Consider the following 15,079-nt stretch of genomic DNA (forward strand, 5'->3'; position numbering starts at 1 on the left):
CGCCAGTAACCATCTAGCGTTCATCGAGCTTCCTCTTCTGCTCCAGCCACAGCGTCAGGGCGATCAGCACCCCCCAGATGAGGAAGGGACGGTACCAGGCCACGCCGGGGCTGGCCCAGCCGCTCATCAGCAGTGGCGAGAGCAGGTAGCCGCCGAAGACCAGGAAGAGCATGAGGCGATAGACATACATGGGGCTCTCCTCTCAGTGGCGGGCCCCGGTGGCCGAGCGCTCGGGGTGGGGGTGGATCCGGCCGGCGTCCCAGGCGCTGATGGCCCGGGCGAGCTGGTCGGCCACCGGGGCCGTGGCGAGCTCCGCGGGCGGTCGCTGGTCCAGCGCCGTCAGGGCCCGGTGCAGCAGCGGGCGAACCGCGTCGTCTTCCCGCGGCAGTGGCGGGGCCAGGTTCTGCTTGGAGAGCTTCTGGCCATCGTCGCCCATGATCAGCGGCAGATGCAGATAGCGGGGGTGGGGCAGGCCCAGGGCGTGCTGCAGCTGGCGCTGCCAGGGAGTGTTGTCGAGCAGGTCGAACCCCCGGACCACATCGGTGATGCCCTGGTCGGCGTCGTCCACCGCCACGGCGAGCTGGTAGGCCCAGAGGCCGTCCTTGCGCTTGAGCACCACATCGCCGAGCGCGGCCGGGTCGAAGCGCTGCTCGTCGAACAGCCGGTCCTGCCAGGCGATCGGGCGCAGGCCGAGGTCGCTGCGTAGCCGCCAGGCCACCGGCCCGCCGGGCTCACGCGGGCCGTCGCGGCACCAGCCGGGGTAGAGGGCATGGTCGCGCCACTGCTTGCGCGAACAGCTGCAGGGGTAGGCCAGGCCCCGGTCGACCAGGGTGTCCAGCGCCGCCTGATAGGCCGCGTCGCGCTCATGCTGCCAGTGGACCGGGCCGTCCCAGTGCAGGCCGAAGGCCTCGAGCTGGTGCAGGATGGTCTCGGCCGCGCCCGGCGGGCAACGCGGCGGGTCGATGTTCTCGATGCGCAGCAGCCACTGCCCGCCGGCCCGTCGGGCGTCGAGAAAGCTCGCCAGTGCCGCCACCAGCGAGCCGAAGTGCAGCGGCCCCGAGGGGGTCGGGGCGAAGCGGCCGCGGTAGCGGCTCATGGGCACCACCTCCGGTGACGCTCGGACATGCAAACGGGCACCCCTGGGTGCCCGTCGCGACGTTGCTGTTGCAAGGCGATCGGCATGGCCGGATCAGCCCCCCAGCTGCTTTTCCTTGAGCTCGGCCAGCGTCTTGCAGTCGACACACAGGGTGGCGGTGGGGCGCGCCTCGAGGCGGCGGATTCCGATCTCCACGCCACAGGCCTCGCAGAAGCCGTAGTCGTCCTCGTCGATCTTCTCGAGGGTCTCGTTGATCTTCTTGAGCAGCTTGCGCTCACGGTCCCGGGTGCGCAGCTCCAGGCTGAACCCCTCCTCCTGGGTGGCGCGGTCGGCAGGGTCGGCGTAGTTGTTGGCCTCTTCCTGCAGGTGGCGCACGGTGCGGTCCACCTCTTCCATCAGCTCCTGTTTCCAGCCCAGCAGGATCTGTCGGAAGTGCTCCAGCTGCTGTTCGTTCATGTACTCTTCACCCGCCGCCGGCTCGTACGGGGTGAATTTCTTCGGCGCTTCCGTCTTCTTTTCTGCTACTGGCATGGGATTGCCTCGTTACTGTAGTGACTGCTGATCAATACCCGCCATGGTGCAAGGTATCTCACGCCAAAAGGATGCTTGTTTAGCGGAAAAACGCAGGCTTTGCAACTCCCCGGGCCGCACGACCTGCGCGGGTTCCACGAAAGTCGGTACAATATTCCCGTTGGACCGCGCGGAGGCGAAAGAATGCCCGTCCAGTCGATCATCCGTACAGGAGCCAGTCATGCCATGGAATTCGCGTGTCGCGCGGGTCGCCCCCTTCCGGGTCATGAGCCTGCTGGAGACCGCCCAGGCCCGGGAGGCGGCCGGGCACGATGTGATCCACCTGGAGGTGGGCGAGCCTGACTTCCCCACCCCCGAACCGGTGGTCGCCGCCGGTGGTGAGGCCCTGGCCGCGGGGCACACCCGCTATACGCCGGCGGCGGGGCTGCCGGCGCTGCGCGAGGCCATCGCCGGCCACTACGCCGAGCACTTCGGCGCCGAGGTCGACCCGGCGCGGATCCTGGTCACCCCGGGGGCGTCGGGGGCGCTGCTGCTGGCCAGCCAGCTGCTGGTCGGCCCCGGCGACCGGGTGCTGATGGCCGACCCCAACTATCCCTGCAACCGCCACTTCATGGCCCTGGCCGGGGCCGAGGTGGATGCCGTGCCGGTGGGCGACGAAAGCGGCTGGCAGCTCGACGCGGAGCTGGTCGCCCGTCACTGGCGCGACGATACCCGGCTGGCGATGCTCGCCAGCCCCTCCAACCCCACCGGCCATATGCTCGATGCCGAGCAACTGGCCGGGGTGGCCGCCACGGTGGCGGCGCGCGAGGGACATCTGCTGGTGGACGAGATCTACCAAGGCCTCTGTTTCGATCTGCCGTCGCTATCGGTGGCTTCTCTGACGCCGGATGCCTTCGTGGTCAACAGCTTCTCCAAGTACTTCGGCATGACCGGCTGGCGCCTGGGGTGGCTGCTGGCGCCCCAGGCCGCGGTGGAGCCACTGACCCGGCTGGCCCAGAACGTCTTCCTGGCCGCGCCCACGCCGGCCCAGCATGCGGCCCTGGCCGCCTTCACCCCCGAGTGCCGCGGGATCCTCGAGGCGCGGCGCGTCGAGCTGGGGCGCCGCCGCGATGCCCTGCTGGCCGGGCTCGCCCGGCTGGGGCTGGCGCCGTCGCTGCCGCCCCAGGGGGCCTTCTACCTGTGGCTCGACATCTCGCGCTATAGCGACGACAGCCAGGCCTTCTGCCAGCGGCTGCTCGAGGAGGAGAACGTCGCCATCACCCCGGGCATCGACTTCGCCCTCTCGGGCGGCGAGCATCACGTGCGCATCGCCTTCACCACCGGCATCGCGCGCCTGGAGGAGGCGGTGAGCCGGCTCGAACGCTTCCTGGCAAGGGGCTAGACGGCATGGACTATCCCGCCCTGGTGCCCGGTACCCTGCTGCGCCGCTACAAGCGCTTTCTCGCCGACGTGCGCCTCGACGATGGCCGCGAGGTGGTGGCGCACTGCCCCAATACCGGCTCGATGCGGGCGGTGAACGTACCGGGCTGCCGGGTCTGGCTCTCGCCCAGCGACAACCCGGCGCGCAAGCTGGCCTGGACCTGGGAGCTGATCGCGCTGCCCCAGTCCGACGACTCGTGGGCGCTGGCCTCGGTGCAGACCGGCCGGGCCAACCGCATCGTCGAGGAGGCGCTGCGCGAGGGGCGGGTGCCGGCGCTCGCCGGCTACTCGGCCCTCAGGCGCGAGGTGAAGGTGGCGCACGGGGCCGGTGAGAAGGCCGCCCGGCTGGACTTCCGTCTCGATGATCCGGCGCGGGGCTCGGCCTTCGTCGAGGTCAAGCAGGTGACGCTGAAGGAAACCGATGGCCACGGCTATTTCCCCGATGCGGTGAGCGAACGGGGCAGGAAACACCTCGAGGTGCTGGCCGAGCTCGCCGCTCGGGGCCAGCGTGCCGTGCTGCTGTTCTGCGTGGCCCACGAGGGCATCCCCGACGTGGCCCCGGCGGCTCATCTGGATCCGGCCTATGCGGCGACGCTGCGTGACGTGGCCGGGCGTGGGGTGGAGGTGCTGGCCCACCGCTGCGAGGTCATGCGCCGCGAAGGCGTGCCGGTGGCGATCCGCCTGGGCCGGCGGCTGCCGGTGTTGCTCGAGCGCCGGGTGGATGTTGCCCTCGACTGAGTCGGGGATCTCCCTCGAGGTTGCCACGCATCGCTCGTTGATGTCATCCGTTCAGGCCGGGGCGCAATCCGCCAGGGCCTGTGCCACGCGCTCCAGGGCGTCACGCCCCTTGGCGTCACCGGCGTGCCGTTCCCACCATTGACGATGAACGCTGCGGACCCGGACCGTGACCACGGCCAGGCCCAGGACCTGCGCCATCGCCAGCCGATGCAGGCCCTTGTTGGTCTTGATGAGCCTGCCGTGGCGGTCGATGGTCACCCCCAGCCTGTCCTTTCCCTCGTGCATGTCGAAGCCGAAACAGGCCATGTTCTCCATGTACAGCAGGTAGAGCCGCAGGTACTCGAGGATGCGCTCACGGCTGTCGAGCAGCATCCCCTTGTGGTGGGAGCGCAGCGGGCGGCCCTGTTCCAGCTGCCGTTCCAGTTGCCGGCAGGTCTCGCTGCGGCTCGGGTCGAGTCGATGGGTCCAGAGATCCCGGATGAAGCGGGTGCGACTGCTGTCGACCAGGTCATGGCGGGGCAGGTCCCAGTCTCCGGACCACAGGAACAGGTTCGATGCCTTGCGCCGCTCCGCGCGGTTGGGAAAGGCATCCGGATAGCTCAGGCTGCGGACCAGTCGCCCGGGGTTCACCTCGAGGTCCAGGCGATCGCCCAGGGCGTGTTCGATACTGCGCCGCGGCAACCCCTGGGCTTCCAGCCAATGGCAGCCGGATCGCTGAGCCAGCCAGCGCCGGAACAGCCAGTCTTCCAGGGGCCGGCCCAGGCGGCGCTTGAAGCCCTCCTTGGCCTGGTAGGCGAGGCGGGAGGTCAGCATCTTCCGGCGAAGCCTGGCATCGTAGAGCGGCGGGTGCACCAGTTCACCGGTGGGGGTCCTCGGCAACTGCGGGGCCGCCAGCCGAGCCGACAGGGAGTCGCCCAGGCGATCGCTCAGCGACGGACTGGGTGGCCTCGGCTCCAGGTCGCGGGATAGCGTCCAGAGTGCCTGCCCCTGGAGCCTGGCGGGGATCCTCCGCGTGGCCGAGGGTGTAGCGGTGGTCAAGGCCTCGAGCTGATTGTGCAGCCGGCTGCCGAGGATGGTGAAGAGCCAGGAACCGGGGTGGTCCTCATCGGCAGCGAAGCGCCCGGCGTTGAGCCAGGCCAGCAGGAGGGTGTCGTGCACGACATCCTCGGCCTGTCGGGGGGCCTCCAGGAAGTGGTCGGCGGTGGCCAGCATCGGGGGAGCGATGAACTGCCGAAGCCGGTGAAACCCCTCGGGGTCCCGGCGGCGGCAAGCGTCCAGGGCCTGCGTCAGGGGGGCCGGGCTCTCCGGCAGACGACCATGCATCCGAAGGGTTACCTGTCTATGTAGAATCGTTGAATGAAGCTGACTTCCGCGGGCTCACTGTTGCGGTCGTAACGCACCTCGAGGTCGAAGCGCATGGGGGCGTCCTCGTGGATGCGGAAGACCGCGATCTGCGACACGCTGTCGTCGCTGCGCAGGGTACGGAAGGCGAGCGGCTCGCCGTCGCTGCTGCCCAGCTCGCTGACCCGGCCGTTGACGGTGGCCGGCACCACCCGGGTCGTGCCGTCCTCCCGCTCCTCGAGCACGCTGACATTGAGCAGTGCCATCACCTGGTTGCGCTGGATGCGGTGTTCCTCGGCCACCTCCCGGGGCAGGAAGCTGGTGTTCACCGCACTGTAGTGGATCTGGTAGTCGCCGATCTGTTCGAACTGCTGGGCCTGCAGCGGCAGGGCAAGCAGCAGTAGCCACCCCAGGGCCAGGCCGGTCAGGAATCGCTGGATCATGGTGTGCCCCCGGTCTTGCGCTTCGGTTTGCGTTCTTTCTCTGTTCGAGTCAATCACTCCGGCGGGTGACGCGGAAGATGGCGATCTCGCCGAACAGGTTGGGCCACCAGCGTGAGGTCCAGTGGCCCTCATGGTCGCCGATGCCCACCGCCCGGTCGACGATGATCAGACCCTTGTCGCGGCAGAGTTGTTCAAAGTCGTTGAAGGTCGACAGGTGGATGTTGGGGGTGTCGTACCAGGCGTGGGGCAGCGACTTCGAGACCGGCATGTAGCCCTTGAGGCCGAGATAGGCCCGGTGGCGCCAGTAGGCGAAGTTGGGGAAGGTGATGATGCACTCTTCCGCTACCCGCAGCATCTCGTCGAGCATGCGGTCGGGGCGGCGCAGGGCCTGCAGCGCCTGGGTCATGATCACCAGGTCGCAGGCGTCGTCCTCGAAGTTGGCCAGCCCTTCGTCGAGGTTCTGCTCGATGACGTTGACGCCCCGGGCGATGCAGGCGGTGATGCCCTCCGGGTCGATCTCCAGGCCGTAGCCGGTGACGTTCTTGTCCCGGGCCAGGGCCGCCAGCAGGGTACCGTCGCCGCAGGCCAGATCGAGGATGTGGGCCCCCGCGGGCACCCAGTCATGGATCAGCTTGAAGTCGGCACGCATCATGGGTGGTCCTCCAGGCCGAGGTCCCGGGCCACGCGGGCCATGAAGGCGGAGAACACCGCCTGGTAGCGGGGCTCGGGCATCAGGAAGGCGTCGTGACCGTGGGGGGAGTCGATGTTGGCGTAGCTGACCGCCTTGCCGGCGCGGATCAGGGCGTTGACCAGCTCCCGCGAGCGTGACGGCGGGAAGCGCCAGTCGGTGGTGAAACTGACCACCAGAAAGGGGCAGGCCGCCGGCGCCAGGGCCCGGGCCAGGTCGCCACCATGGGCCGCGGCCGGGTCGAAGTAGTCCAGCGCCTTGGTCATCAGCAGGTAGGTGTTGGCGTCGAAGGAGGTGGAGAAGGTGTCCCCCTGGTAGCGCAGGTAGGACTCCACCTGGAACTCGACGTCGTAGCCGAAGTTGAGGTCGTCGGTGCGCAGGTCGCGGCCGAACTTGCTGCCCATGGCGTCTTCCGACAGGTAGGTGATGTGTCCCACCATGCGGGCGAGCTTGAGGCCGCGTCGGGGCACCTTGCCCTGCTCGGCATACCAGCCGTCATGATAGTCGGGGTCGGAGCGGATCGCCTGGCGAGCGACCTCGTTGAAGGCGATGTTCTGGGCCGACAGCTTCGGCGTGGCGGCGATCACCGCTGCATTGGCCACCCGCTCGGGATAGGAGAGGGTCCACTGGACCGCCTGCATGCCACCGAGGCTGCCGCCGATCACCGCGGCGAAGCGCTCGATGCCGAGCCGGTCGGCCAGCCGCGCCTGGCTGTGGACCCAGTCACCCACCGTCATCATCGGGAAGTCCGGTCCCCACTGGCGGCCGGTCTCGGGGTTCTCGCTGTTCGGGCCGGTGCTGCCGTGGCAGCCGCCCAGGTTGTTCAACGAGACCACGAAGAAGCGCTCGGTGTCGATGGACTTGCCGGGGCCGATATGGGCGTCCCACCAGCCCGGCTTGCGTTCGTCGGGGGCGTGGAAGCCCGCGGCATGGTGGTGACCGGAGAGGGCGTGGCAGACCAGCACCGCATTGGAGCGCGCGGCGTTGAGCGTGCCGTAGGTTTCATAGACGAGGTCGTAGGCCGGCAGCGTCTTGCCGCAGGCCAGGGCCAGGGGGTCGTCGAAGTGCGCCGTCTGCGGCGTCACCAGGCCGACCGAGTCACGCGGAAGCTCGGGCATCAGTCGTTCGGTGTCCAGTCGTTGCGTGGTGCCTGTTGTCATGGGGACCTGGCTCAGAGGCCGACCAGGGCGCCGGAGATGCCGGCCGCACGGGTCAGCGAGCCCACCACGATACCATCGATGATGCTGATGGCGATGAAGGCCACGATGGGCGAGATGTCGATCATGCCCAGCGGCGGGATCACGCGGCGCAACGGCGCCATGATCGGCTCCACCAGTTGCATCACCAGGAGCGCGCCGGGGTGGCTGGCATTGGGGGCGACCCAGCTGAGGATGATCATCACGATCAGCGCGAAGAAATAGATCTTCAGGATGGCGTTGGCCAGCGCCGCGACCGACCCGATGGCCACGCCGAGCAGCGGCGCCATGCCGAAGCCGGCCACCTGCAGGATGACCACGATGCTCACCGCCTTGATCACGAAGCCGGCCGCAAGGGTGGCCAGGTCGAAGCGGTTCATCACCGGCCCGAGGAAGCCCTGGAAGGGACGCACCACCGGCTGGGTGATCTTCACCACCGACTGGCTGATGGGATTGTAGTAGTCGGCCCGTGATGCCTGCAGCAGGAAGCGCAGCATCAGCAGGAACAGGTAGATATTGATGAGGGTGTTGACCAGCAGCAGGCCGGCACTTCCCAGTTGACTGCCCATCAGGGCTCCTCCTTGTTCGTGAAAGCTTGCCGGGTCAGCGCTTGCCGAGCTCGTCGGCCATTTCGCGGGCTCGGGCGGCGCAGGCCTCGAGCGCTTCCCCCAGGGTCCGGCGCAGGCCGGCGCTCTCCAGGTGCTCGATGGCACGCTCGGTGGTGCCGCCGGGGGACATCACATTGCGCTTGAGCTCGGCGGGAAGCTTGTCGCTCTGCTGGGCCATCTTCGCCGCGCCCAGGGCCGTCTGTATCGCCAGCCGGCGGGCGGTCTCGGCGGGCAGGCCGAGGGATACGCCGGCTTCCTCCATCGCCTCGAACATCAGGAAGAAATAGGCGGGGCCACTGCCGGAAACCGCGGTTACGGCATCGAGCAGGGCTTCCTGCTCGACCCACTCGACCAGGCCCACCGCCTCCAGCATCTCGGTGGCGAGCTGGCGCTGCGCATCGCTGACGTTGGCATTGGCGAAGAGGCCGGCGGCGCCGGCGCCGACCAGCGAAGGCGTGTTGGGCATGCAGCGTACCACCGCCAGGTCGCCGCCCAGCCAGTGCTCGAGCGTCTCGGCGGGCAGGCCGGCGGCCACCGAAACGATCAGCGGACGGCGGCGCTGGACCACGTCACGCAGTCCCGCGCAGACGTCGCGCATCACCTGTGGCTTCACCGCCAGCACCACCACGTCGGCCTGGTCGGTCGCGGCGGCGTTGTCGGTCGCGGTGTGGATGCCCAGTCGGCGGCGTACCGGGGCGAGCATCTCGTCGCTGGGCGAGGTGGCGGTGATGGCGGCGGGCGAGAAGCCGTTGTCGATCATGCCGCCGATGATGGCGCTGGCCATGTTGCCGGCGCCGATGAAGGTGACTCTGCTGGCCATGCGATCTGTCCTGTGTCGGTCGACGAATGTTCGGCCGGCTTGCGGTACCGGCACGCGTGTTGTCGCTACTGTGATGCTGCCCGTTCGCCGAAGATGGCGGTGCCCAGCCGGACCAGGGTGGCGCCTTCCTCTACGGCGGCCTCCAGGTCGGCGGTCATGCCCATCGACAGGGTGTCCAGCGGCGCGTCCGGAAAGCGTTCCTGCAACGCTGCCAGGGCCTCGCGCAACCGGGCGAAGGGCTCGCGCTGTGCCTCGCGGCCCTCGGCCGGCGCGGGAATCGCCATCAGCCCGCGCAGGCGCAGGGCCGGCATCGCCAGCACCGCCCCGGCCAGGGCCGGCAGCTCGGCGAGCATGACGCCGGACTTGCTGGGCTCATCGCTGATGTTGACCTGCAGGCAGACGTTCAGCGGCCCGAGGCCCTCGGGGCGTTGATCGTTCAGACGCCGGGCGATCTTCTCCCGGTCTAGGCTGTGTACCCAGGCGAAGTGCTCGGCCACGGCTCGCGTCTTGTTGGATTGCAACGGCCCGATGAAATGCCAGACGATGTCGTCGAGGTCCGCCAGCTCGGCCTGCTTGTCGAGGGCTTCCTGGACATAACTCTCGCCGAAGTCGCGCTGGCCGAGATGCCAGGCCTCGCGGATCATCGCCGTCGGCCTGGTCTTGCTGACGGCGAGCAGGCGGGCATCCGTGACGGGGCGCCCGGCGGCCTGCAGGGCCTCGGCCAGGCGAGCACGGGCAGCGGCCAGCGACTCGGAAAGTACCAAAGCCTTCATCACGAAAGGTCTATCATACTGGTCATAACTGAAGGGAACCTTATCCCGGGAGCAGGGGAAACGCATGGATATTACCGAATTGCTGGCGTTCTCGGCAAAGCAGAACGCTTCGGACCTCCATCTGTCGGCAGGCCTGCCGCCGATGATACGCGTCGATGGCGACATCCGCCGGCTCAATGTGCCGGCCATGGAGGACCGGGAGGTCCGCAAGCTGATCTACGACATCATGGCGGATCGCCAGCGTCGCGACTACGAGGAGTTCTACGAGACCGACTTCTCCTTCGAGGTCCCGGGGGTCTCGCGCTTTCGTGTCAACGTCTTCAACCAGGCGCGCGGGGCCGGGGCGGTGTTTCGCACCATTCCCTCGGAAGTGTTGACCCTGGATGACCTTGGAATGGGGGACGTCTTTCGCCGGCTGGCCATGTTGCCCCGTGGCCTGGTGCTGGTGACCGGTCCCACCGGCTCGGGCAAGAGCACGACCCTCGCGGCGATGATCGACTACATCAACGACAACCGCTACGAGCATATCCTCACCATCGAGGACCCGGTGGAATTCGTCCATCGCAGCAAGCGCTGCCTGGTCAACCAGCGTGAGGTGCACCGTGATACCCATGGCTTTGCCCCGGCCCTGCGCAGCGCCCTGCGCGAGGACCCGGACATCATCCTGGTCGGGGAGATGCGTGACCTGGAGACCATTCGCCTGGCATTGACCGCGGCCGAGACCGGGCACCTGGTGTTCGGCACCCTGCACACCACCTCGGCGGCCAAGACCATCGACCGCATCATCGACGTCTTCCCCGGCGACGAGAAGTCCATGGTGCGCTCGATGCTCTCCGAGTCGCTGCAGGCGGTGGTTTCGCAGGCCCTGGTCAAGCGCCAGGGTGGCGGTCGGGTGGCGGCCCACGAGATACTCATCGCCACGGCGGCGGTGCGCAACCTGATTCGCGAGGACAAGGTGGCGCAGATCTACTCGGCGATCCAGACCGGTGGCAACCTGGGCATGCAGACCCTGGACGCCTCGCTGTCCAGGCTGGTGGCCGACAACGTGGTGGCTCGTGACGAGGCTCAGGCCAAGGCCAAGAGCGTGCTGGCGAGCTGAGGAAGACACAACGACAAGGAGCAGGGACATGACGGCAACAGAGTGGCTTCACCAGCTGCTGGACATCATGGTGCAGCAGGAGGCGTCGGATCTGCTGATCTCGGTGAATGCCCCACCGACCCTGAAGATGGCAGGCCAGCTCACGCCGCTGGGCGACCAGGTGCTCAGCGCCGAGCAGGTCAATGAACTGGTCAATGCCTCGGTACCCGAGGGGCTGCGCGAGCGCTTCCAGACCGAACGGGAGGCCAATTTCGCGCTCAGTCTCACGGGGCGTGGGCGCTTCCGCGTCAGCGCCTTCCAGCAGCGCAACCAGCTGGCGATGGTGATCCGCCGCATCGCCTTCGAGATTCCCCACCTGGAGGAGCTGTCGCTGCCCCCGGTGCTGGGCGAGCTGGCCAACATCAAGCGCGGCCTGGTGTTCGTGGTCGGGGGTACCGGCACCGGCAAGTCGACCACCCTGGCGTCGATGATCCAGCAGCGCAACGAGACCATCGGCGGCCACATCATCAGCGTCGAGGACCCCATCGAGTACGTTCACCCGCACAAGAAGGCGATCATCAACCAGCGGGAAGTGGGCATCGATACCGACTCCTTCGAGGTGGCCCTGAAGAACACCCTGCGCCAGGCGCCCGACGTGATCCTGATCGGCGAGGTGCGCACCCGGGAGACCATGGAGCATGCGCTGACCTTCGCCGAGACCGGCCACCTCTGCCTGGCCACGCTGCACGCCAACAATGCCAACCAGGCGCTGGATCGCATCATCCACTTCTTTCCCCACGAGCGGCACGAGCAGATCTGGCTCGACCTGTCGCTCAACCTGCAGGCCATCGTGGCGCAGCAGCTGTTGCCGACAATGGACGGTGGTCGTTGCCCGGCCATCGAGATCCTGCTCAAGTCGCCGCTTGTCGGCGACCTGGTGCGCAAGGGGGCGGTGACCGATATCAAGAATGCCATGGCGCGTTCACGGGATCTGGGCATGCAGACCTTCGACCAGGCGCTCTATGACCTCTTCAGGGCGGGCAAGATCACCGAGGAGGTGGCGCTGGTGCACGCCGACTCCGCCAACGATCTGCGCATGATGATCAAGTACGCCGACCAGAACAGCGAAGGGCTTTCCCGGTCCAGGGAGGCGGCGTCGAACCTGTCGCTGCGCAGCGAGGACGATTTCTAGAGCGTTCTGCTGAAGTCAGGGGGCGTAGACGCCGCCAAGTATCCGGCGGCCCGAGGCTCCGGTGACCGAGGGCAGGTTGCCGGACAGCCCCTGGAGCCTTCGCCCGGCGAGCCAGGCGAAGGCGCCGGCCTCCAGCCAGTCGGCAGGCCAGCCCCAGTCGGCGCTTGCCACCAGCGGCGTCTCGGGCAGGTGGCGGCCCAGGCGGGCCAGCAGGTCCGGATTGTGGGCACCACCGCCGCAGGGGATCAGGGCCGCGGCGGTGGGGGCCGCCAGCTGCTCCCGCGCCATCCCGATGCCGAGCGCGACGCTGGTTGCGGTCAGCTCGGCCAGGGTCGCCTGGACATCCTGCGGCGTTTCCTTCCCCGTCAGCCGTCGTTCCAGCCAATCGAGGTGGAACAGCTCGCGGCCCGTGCTGCGAGGCGGCGGCTGGTGGAAGAACGGCTCCGCCAGCAAGCGTTCCAGCAGGGCGTCATCGACTCGCCCCGAGGCCGCCCACTCCCCTCCCTCGTCGAAGCGGCCGCCGCGGTGGCGGGCATGCCAGGCATCCAGCAGGGCATTGGCCGGGCCGGTGTCGAAACCGAGCGGCTCGCGCTGGTCCTCTGTCGGTGGCAGCAGCGTCAGGTTGGCGAAACCGCCCAGGTTCAGCACCAGTCGCCACTGGCCCGGGGCGCGCAGCAGCGCCTCGTGGAAGGCCGGGGCGAGGGGGGCGGCCTGGCCGCCGGCGGCGAGGTCGCGGCGGCGGAAGTCGGCCACCACCGGGCAGCCGGTGAGTTCGGCGAGCAGGCTGGGGTTGTCGAGTTGCAGGGTGTAGGCGGGGCCGTCGCCATGGCCTCCGGGGGCATGTTCGATGGTCTGGCCATGGCTGCCCACGGCGGTGATCGCCTCGCGCGGCGTGTTGCTGGTGGCCAGTAGTGCCTCGATGGTGCCGGCCTGGAGGCGGCAGAAGGCATCCTCGGCGGCGGCCAGCTCGGCGAAGCTCGCCCGGTCGGCATGGCAGAGCTGCCAGAGCCGTTGGCGTAGCGGTTCGGGCATCGGCTCGGCGTGGGTCGCCACCAGGCGCGGGCGACCCTCGGCGTCGTTTTCCGCTATCTCCACCAGGGCGGCGTCGATACCGTCGAGGCTGGTGCCGGACATCAGGCCGATGAACAGTGACATGCATTTCTCCCGAGCGATGCGGCGTAACCTCACGCCACCGAGTCATGCTACCATTCTGCCCCATTCGATGGGCCCTGTGCGCAGGGGGATCAACCGTGATTTCGTGGAGTGGGAGAAGATGACCGATGTGGCGAGCGCGCTGGCGCTTCTGAAACGAGGCACCCAGGAGATTCTGCTGGAGGAGGAGCTGGTCAAGAAGCTCGAGTCCGGGCGCAAGCTGCGCATCAAGGCGGGCTTCGACCCGACGGCCCCCGATCTGCACCTGGGCCACAGCGTGCTGTTGACCAAGATGCGCCAGTTCCAGGAGCTCGGTCATGAGGTGATCTTCCTGATCGGCGACTTCACCGGCCGTATCGGTGATCCCTCCGGCAAGAACGTGACGCGCAAGCCGCTCACCGCGGAGGAGGTCAGGGTCAACGCCGAGACCTACAAGGAGCAGGTGTTCAAGATCCTCGATCCCGAGAAGACCGAGGTGCGCTTCAACGCCGAGTGGTTCTCCGCCATGAGCGCGGCCGACATGATCGAGCTGGCAGGGCAGAGCACCGTGGCGCGCATGCTCGAGCGCGACGATTTCGAGAAGCGCTACCAGTCCGGACAGTCCATCTCCATCCACGAGTTCCTCTACCCGCTGGTGCAGGGCTACGACTCCGTGGCACTGAAGGCGGACGTGGAGCTCGGCGGCACCGACCAGAAGTTCAACCTGCTGATGGGCCGAGAGATCCAGAAGCACTTCGGCATGGAGCCCCAGGTCGTGATCACCATGCCGCTGCTGGAAGGTCTCGATGGCGTGCAGAAAATGTCCAAGTCGCTGGGCAACTATGTGGGCGTCGACGAGGCGCCGGGCGCCATGTTCAACAAGCTGGTCTCCATGCCCGACAGCCTGATGTGGCGCTACTTCGAGCTGCTGTCGCTCAAGCCCAACGAGGAAATCGAGGCACTCAAGCGCGATGCGGAGCAGGGGGCCAACCCCCGCGACATCAAGATGCTCCTCGCCCGCGAACTGATCGGTCGTTATCACGGTGAGGAAGCCGCGGCCAATGCCCACCGGTCCGCCGGCAACCTGCTGGCCGAGGGCGAGCTGCCGGAAGACCTGCCCGAGGTCGAGGTCGATTTCGCGGGCAGTGCCCAGGCACCCATCGCCGCGGTGCTCAACCGCTCCGGCCTGGCCAACAACAGTGCCCAGGCCAAGGACATGCTCGGCAACGGGCGGGTCAAGGTGGATGGCGAGGTGGTCGAGCGCGACCATATGCTCGACAGCGGCAAGAGCTACGTCATCCAGGCCGGCAAGAAGCGCTTCGCTCGGGTGACCGTGCGCTGACGTAGAGCAACTGATTACAAGTCAGTTGCTCCTTGGCTCTCCCAACTCCCTCACTGCCAGCGCCCGCCCTGTGCGGGCGTTGTGCTGTCTGGTGGACGGCGGCTTATCCACAACCTCTTGCCACCGCAGCTCCCTGTGGGCGAACTTTCACCAGCCTTAGCGGGTCTCCTATCATAGCCTCGAGGTTTTTCTCGAAAAGGCCTTGTGGAGGCCCGCGGAAATCCGTAAAGTACGCATCCGCTGCCGGCGACGGGCAACGTTGCAGGCGGTGATGAGTGGTAGAAGTGTTTGTTATTTATGAGGTTTTTCGTAGCTTTCGAAAAGCTCTCACTTGACAGGCGCGGCGGATTCGGTAGAATGCGCACCACTCGTGACAGAGACCCGCTGAGGGCTCTATCGGCGACCAGCGAGGCTGGCGCGTCGAGGTTTCCCACCCGGTCGGGTGGTGACACGAAGCCTTGACAGCGAGCGCCGGTCACGTAGAATACGCCTTCCTCGCCGGGCGCTGGGCCAGACGGCACAGCAACAGCGAGACGCTCCGCTCCTTACGAGAGTCCGGAGCCGCTCTTTAACAATCGATCAGGTAATTCATGTGGGCGCTTGTCGATGGGTCGGTGACCAGTCACAGAACCATCAAGGCAAGCGACTCGTCAAAGACCTTCGGGTCTTTTTGAGAACGTTTG

The 15,079-nt window shown here is 67.6% G+C and carries 16 protein-coding genes; 5 read left to right on the forward strand and 11 right to left on the reverse strand.

Annotated elements, in window-relative coordinates:
- Nucleotides 1–13: 13 nt before the first annotated feature.
- From MKP05_RS14455 to dksA, 3 genes are all read right to left on the reverse strand, one after another.
- Nucleotides 14–190, reverse strand: a complete 177-nt coding sequence (locus MKP05_RS14455; protein WP_181422133.1) for a hypothetical protein — start codon at nucleotides 188–190, stop codon at nucleotides 14–16.
- A 12-nt stretch (nucleotides 191–202) separates the two neighbouring features.
- Complete coding sequence (gene gluQRS / locus MKP05_RS14460) at nucleotides 203–1,096, reverse strand: tRNA glutamyl-Q(34) synthetase GluQRS (protein WP_110285413.1); 894 nt, start codon at nucleotides 1,094–1,096, stop codon at nucleotides 203–205.
- Between the two features lie 93 nt (nucleotides 1,097–1,189).
- Nucleotides 1,190–1,627, reverse strand: coding sequence for an RNA polymerase-binding protein DksA (gene dksA, locus MKP05_RS14465; protein WP_102629279.1), 438 nt, complete (start codon nucleotides 1,625–1,627; stop codon nucleotides 1,190–1,192).
- Between the two features lie 220 nt (nucleotides 1,628–1,847).
- On the opposite strand from dksA, the gene MKP05_RS14470 reads away from it, so the two are divergent.
- Nucleotides 1,848–3,008, forward strand: coding sequence for a pyridoxal phosphate-dependent aminotransferase (locus MKP05_RS14470; RefSeq protein ID WP_110285412.1), 1,161 nt, complete (start codon nucleotides 1,848–1,850; stop codon nucleotides 3,006–3,008).
- 5 nt (nucleotides 3,009–3,013) lie between these two features.
- Nucleotides 3,014–3,784, forward strand: a complete 771-nt coding sequence (sfsA, locus tag MKP05_RS14475; RefSeq protein WP_110285411.1) for a DNA/RNA nuclease SfsA — start codon at nucleotides 3,014–3,016, stop codon at nucleotides 3,782–3,784.
- Between the two features lie 51 nt (nucleotides 3,785–3,835).
- On the opposite strand, the gene MKP05_RS14480 is transcribed toward sfsA, so the two are convergent.
- From MKP05_RS14480 to MKP05_RS14510, 7 genes are all read right to left on the reverse strand, one after another.
- The gene (locus MKP05_RS14480; RefSeq protein WP_240568970.1) at nucleotides 3,836–5,107 is read right to left on the reverse strand and encodes an RNA polymerase sigma factor; all 1,272 of its coding nucleotides are present in this window, start codon (nucleotides 5,105–5,107) and stop codon (nucleotides 3,836–3,838) included.
- Nucleotides 5,108–5,115: 8 nt separating this feature from the next.
- Nucleotides 5,116–5,568 carry a DUF4426 domain-containing protein gene (locus tag MKP05_RS14485; RefSeq protein ID WP_240568972.1) on the reverse strand — a complete coding sequence of 151 codons (453 nt, stop codon included), beginning with the start codon at nucleotides 5,566–5,568 and terminating at the stop codon, nucleotides 5,116–5,118.
- Nucleotides 5,569–5,617: 49 nt separating this feature from the next.
- Nucleotides 5,618–6,217 (reverse strand): methionine biosynthesis protein MetW, encoded by a 600-nt coding sequence (gene metW / locus MKP05_RS14490; RefSeq protein WP_110285484.1) that lies wholly within the window; start codon nucleotides 6,215–6,217, stop codon nucleotides 5,618–5,620.
- The gene (gene metX / locus MKP05_RS14495; protein WP_240568988.1) at nucleotides 6,217–7,374 is read right to left on the reverse strand and encodes a homoserine O-succinyltransferase MetX; all 1,158 of its coding nucleotides are present in this window, start codon (nucleotides 7,372–7,374) and stop codon (nucleotides 6,217–6,219) included. Before metX ends, metW begins: the two co-directional genes overlap by 1 nt.
- A 53-nt stretch (nucleotides 7,375–7,427) precedes the next feature.
- Nucleotides 7,428–8,021: a YggT family protein gene (locus MKP05_RS14500; RefSeq protein WP_110285407.1), complete on the reverse strand. Its 594-nt coding sequence runs from the start codon at nucleotides 8,019–8,021 to the stop codon at nucleotides 7,428–7,430.
- Nucleotides 8,022–8,055: 34 nt separating this feature from the next.
- Complete coding sequence (proC, locus tag MKP05_RS14505) at nucleotides 8,056–8,880, reverse strand: pyrroline-5-carboxylate reductase (RefSeq protein WP_240568974.1); 825 nt, start codon at nucleotides 8,878–8,880, stop codon at nucleotides 8,056–8,058.
- A 65-nt stretch (nucleotides 8,881–8,945) separates the two neighbouring features.
- The gene (locus MKP05_RS14510; RefSeq protein ID WP_240568990.1) at nucleotides 8,946–9,653 is read right to left on the reverse strand and encodes a YggS family pyridoxal phosphate-dependent enzyme; all 708 of its coding nucleotides are present in this window, start codon (nucleotides 9,651–9,653) and stop codon (nucleotides 8,946–8,948) included.
- Between the two features lie 64 nt (nucleotides 9,654–9,717).
- Between MKP05_RS14510 and MKP05_RS14515 the strand changes: the two genes are divergently transcribed.
- Together MKP05_RS14515 and MKP05_RS14520 are read left to right on the forward strand one after the other, a co-directional pair.
- Nucleotides 9,718–10,752: a type IV pilus twitching motility protein PilT gene (locus MKP05_RS14515; protein WP_240568977.1), complete on the forward strand. Its 1,035-nt coding sequence runs from the start codon at nucleotides 9,718–9,720 to the stop codon at nucleotides 10,750–10,752.
- A gap of 28 nt (nucleotides 10,753–10,780) precedes the next feature.
- Nucleotides 10,781–11,923 (forward strand): PilT/PilU family type 4a pilus ATPase, encoded by a 1,143-nt coding sequence (locus MKP05_RS14520; RefSeq protein ID WP_240568979.1) that lies wholly within the window; start codon nucleotides 10,781–10,783, stop codon nucleotides 11,921–11,923.
- 15 nt (nucleotides 11,924–11,938) lie between these two features.
- On the opposite strand, the gene MKP05_RS14525 is transcribed toward MKP05_RS14520, so the two are convergent.
- Complete coding sequence (locus MKP05_RS14525; protein ID WP_240568981.1) at nucleotides 11,939–13,078, reverse strand: anhydro-N-acetylmuramic acid kinase; 1,140 nt, start codon at nucleotides 13,076–13,078, stop codon at nucleotides 11,939–11,941.
- A 118-nt stretch (nucleotides 13,079–13,196) separates the two neighbouring features.
- Between MKP05_RS14525 and tyrS the strand changes: the two genes are divergently transcribed.
- Entirely contained in the window at nucleotides 13,197–14,396 is a 1,200-nt protein-coding gene (gene tyrS, locus MKP05_RS14530; RefSeq protein ID WP_240568983.1) for a tyrosine--tRNA ligase, read from the forward strand.
- Nucleotides 14,397–15,079 lie beyond the last annotated feature (683 nt).

This window comes from Halomonas flagellata, assembly GCF_022487945.1.
GTDB classification, from domain to species: Bacteria; Pseudomonadota; Gammaproteobacteria; order Pseudomonadales; family Halomonadaceae; genus Halomonas; species Halomonas flagellata.

Excerpts from the sequence above, each read along its gene's own strand:
- MKP05_RS14510 (WP_240568990.1), bottom strand. The coding sequence starts at position 9,653 with ATGAAGGCTTTGGTACTTTCCGAGTCGCTGGCCGCTGCCCGTGCTCGC.
- MKP05_RS14485 (WP_240568972.1), bottom strand. The coding sequence starts at position 5,568 with ATGATCCAGCGATTCCTGACCGGCCTGGCCCTGGGGTGGCTACTGCTG.
- dksA (WP_102629279.1), bottom strand. The coding sequence starts at position 1,627 with ATGCCAGTAGCAGAAAAGAAGACGGAAGCGCCGAAGAAATTCACCCCG.
- MKP05_RS14520 (WP_240568979.1), top strand. The coding sequence starts at position 10,781 with ATGACGGCAACAGAGTGGCTTCACCAGCTGCTGGACATCATGGTGCAG.
- metW (WP_110285484.1), bottom strand. The coding sequence starts at position 6,217 with ATGCGTGCCGACTTCAAGCTGATCCATGACTGGGTGCCCGCGGGGGCC.
- MKP05_RS14500 (WP_110285407.1), bottom strand. The coding sequence starts at position 8,021 with ATGGGCAGTCAACTGGGAAGTGCCGGCCTGCTGCTGGTCAACACCCTC.
- sfsA (WP_110285411.1), top strand. The coding sequence starts at position 3,014 with ATGGACTATCCCGCCCTGGTGCCCGGTACCCTGCTGCGCCGCTACAAG.
- MKP05_RS14480 (WP_240568970.1), bottom strand. The coding sequence starts at position 5,107 with ATGCATGGTCGTCTGCCGGAGAGCCCGGCCCCCCTGACGCAGGCCCTG.
- MKP05_RS14470 (WP_110285412.1), top strand. The coding sequence starts at position 1,848 with ATGCCATGGAATTCGCGTGTCGCGCGGGTCGCCCCCTTCCGGGTCATG.
- MKP05_RS14455 (WP_181422133.1), bottom strand. The coding sequence starts at position 190 with ATGTATGTCTATCGCCTCATGCTCTTCCTGGTCTTCGGCGGCTACCTG.
- proC (WP_240568974.1), bottom strand. The coding sequence starts at position 8,880 with ATGGCCAGCAGAGTCACCTTCATCGGCGCCGGCAACATGGCCAGCGCC.
- metX (WP_240568988.1), bottom strand. The coding sequence starts at position 7,374 with ATGCCCGAGCTTCCGCGTGACTCGGTCGGCCTGGTGACGCCGCAGACG.
- tyrS (WP_240568983.1), top strand. The coding sequence starts at position 13,197 with ATGACCGATGTGGCGAGCGCGCTGGCGCTTCTGAAACGAGGCACCCAG.
- MKP05_RS14525 (WP_240568981.1), bottom strand. The coding sequence starts at position 13,078 with ATGTCACTGTTCATCGGCCTGATGTCCGGCACCAGCCTCGACGGTATC.
- MKP05_RS14515 (WP_240568977.1), top strand. The coding sequence starts at position 9,718 with ATGGATATTACCGAATTGCTGGCGTTCTCGGCAAAGCAGAACGCTTCG.
- gluQRS (WP_110285413.1), bottom strand. The coding sequence starts at position 1,096 with ATGAGCCGCTACCGCGGCCGCTTCGCCCCGACCCCCTCGGGGCCGCTG.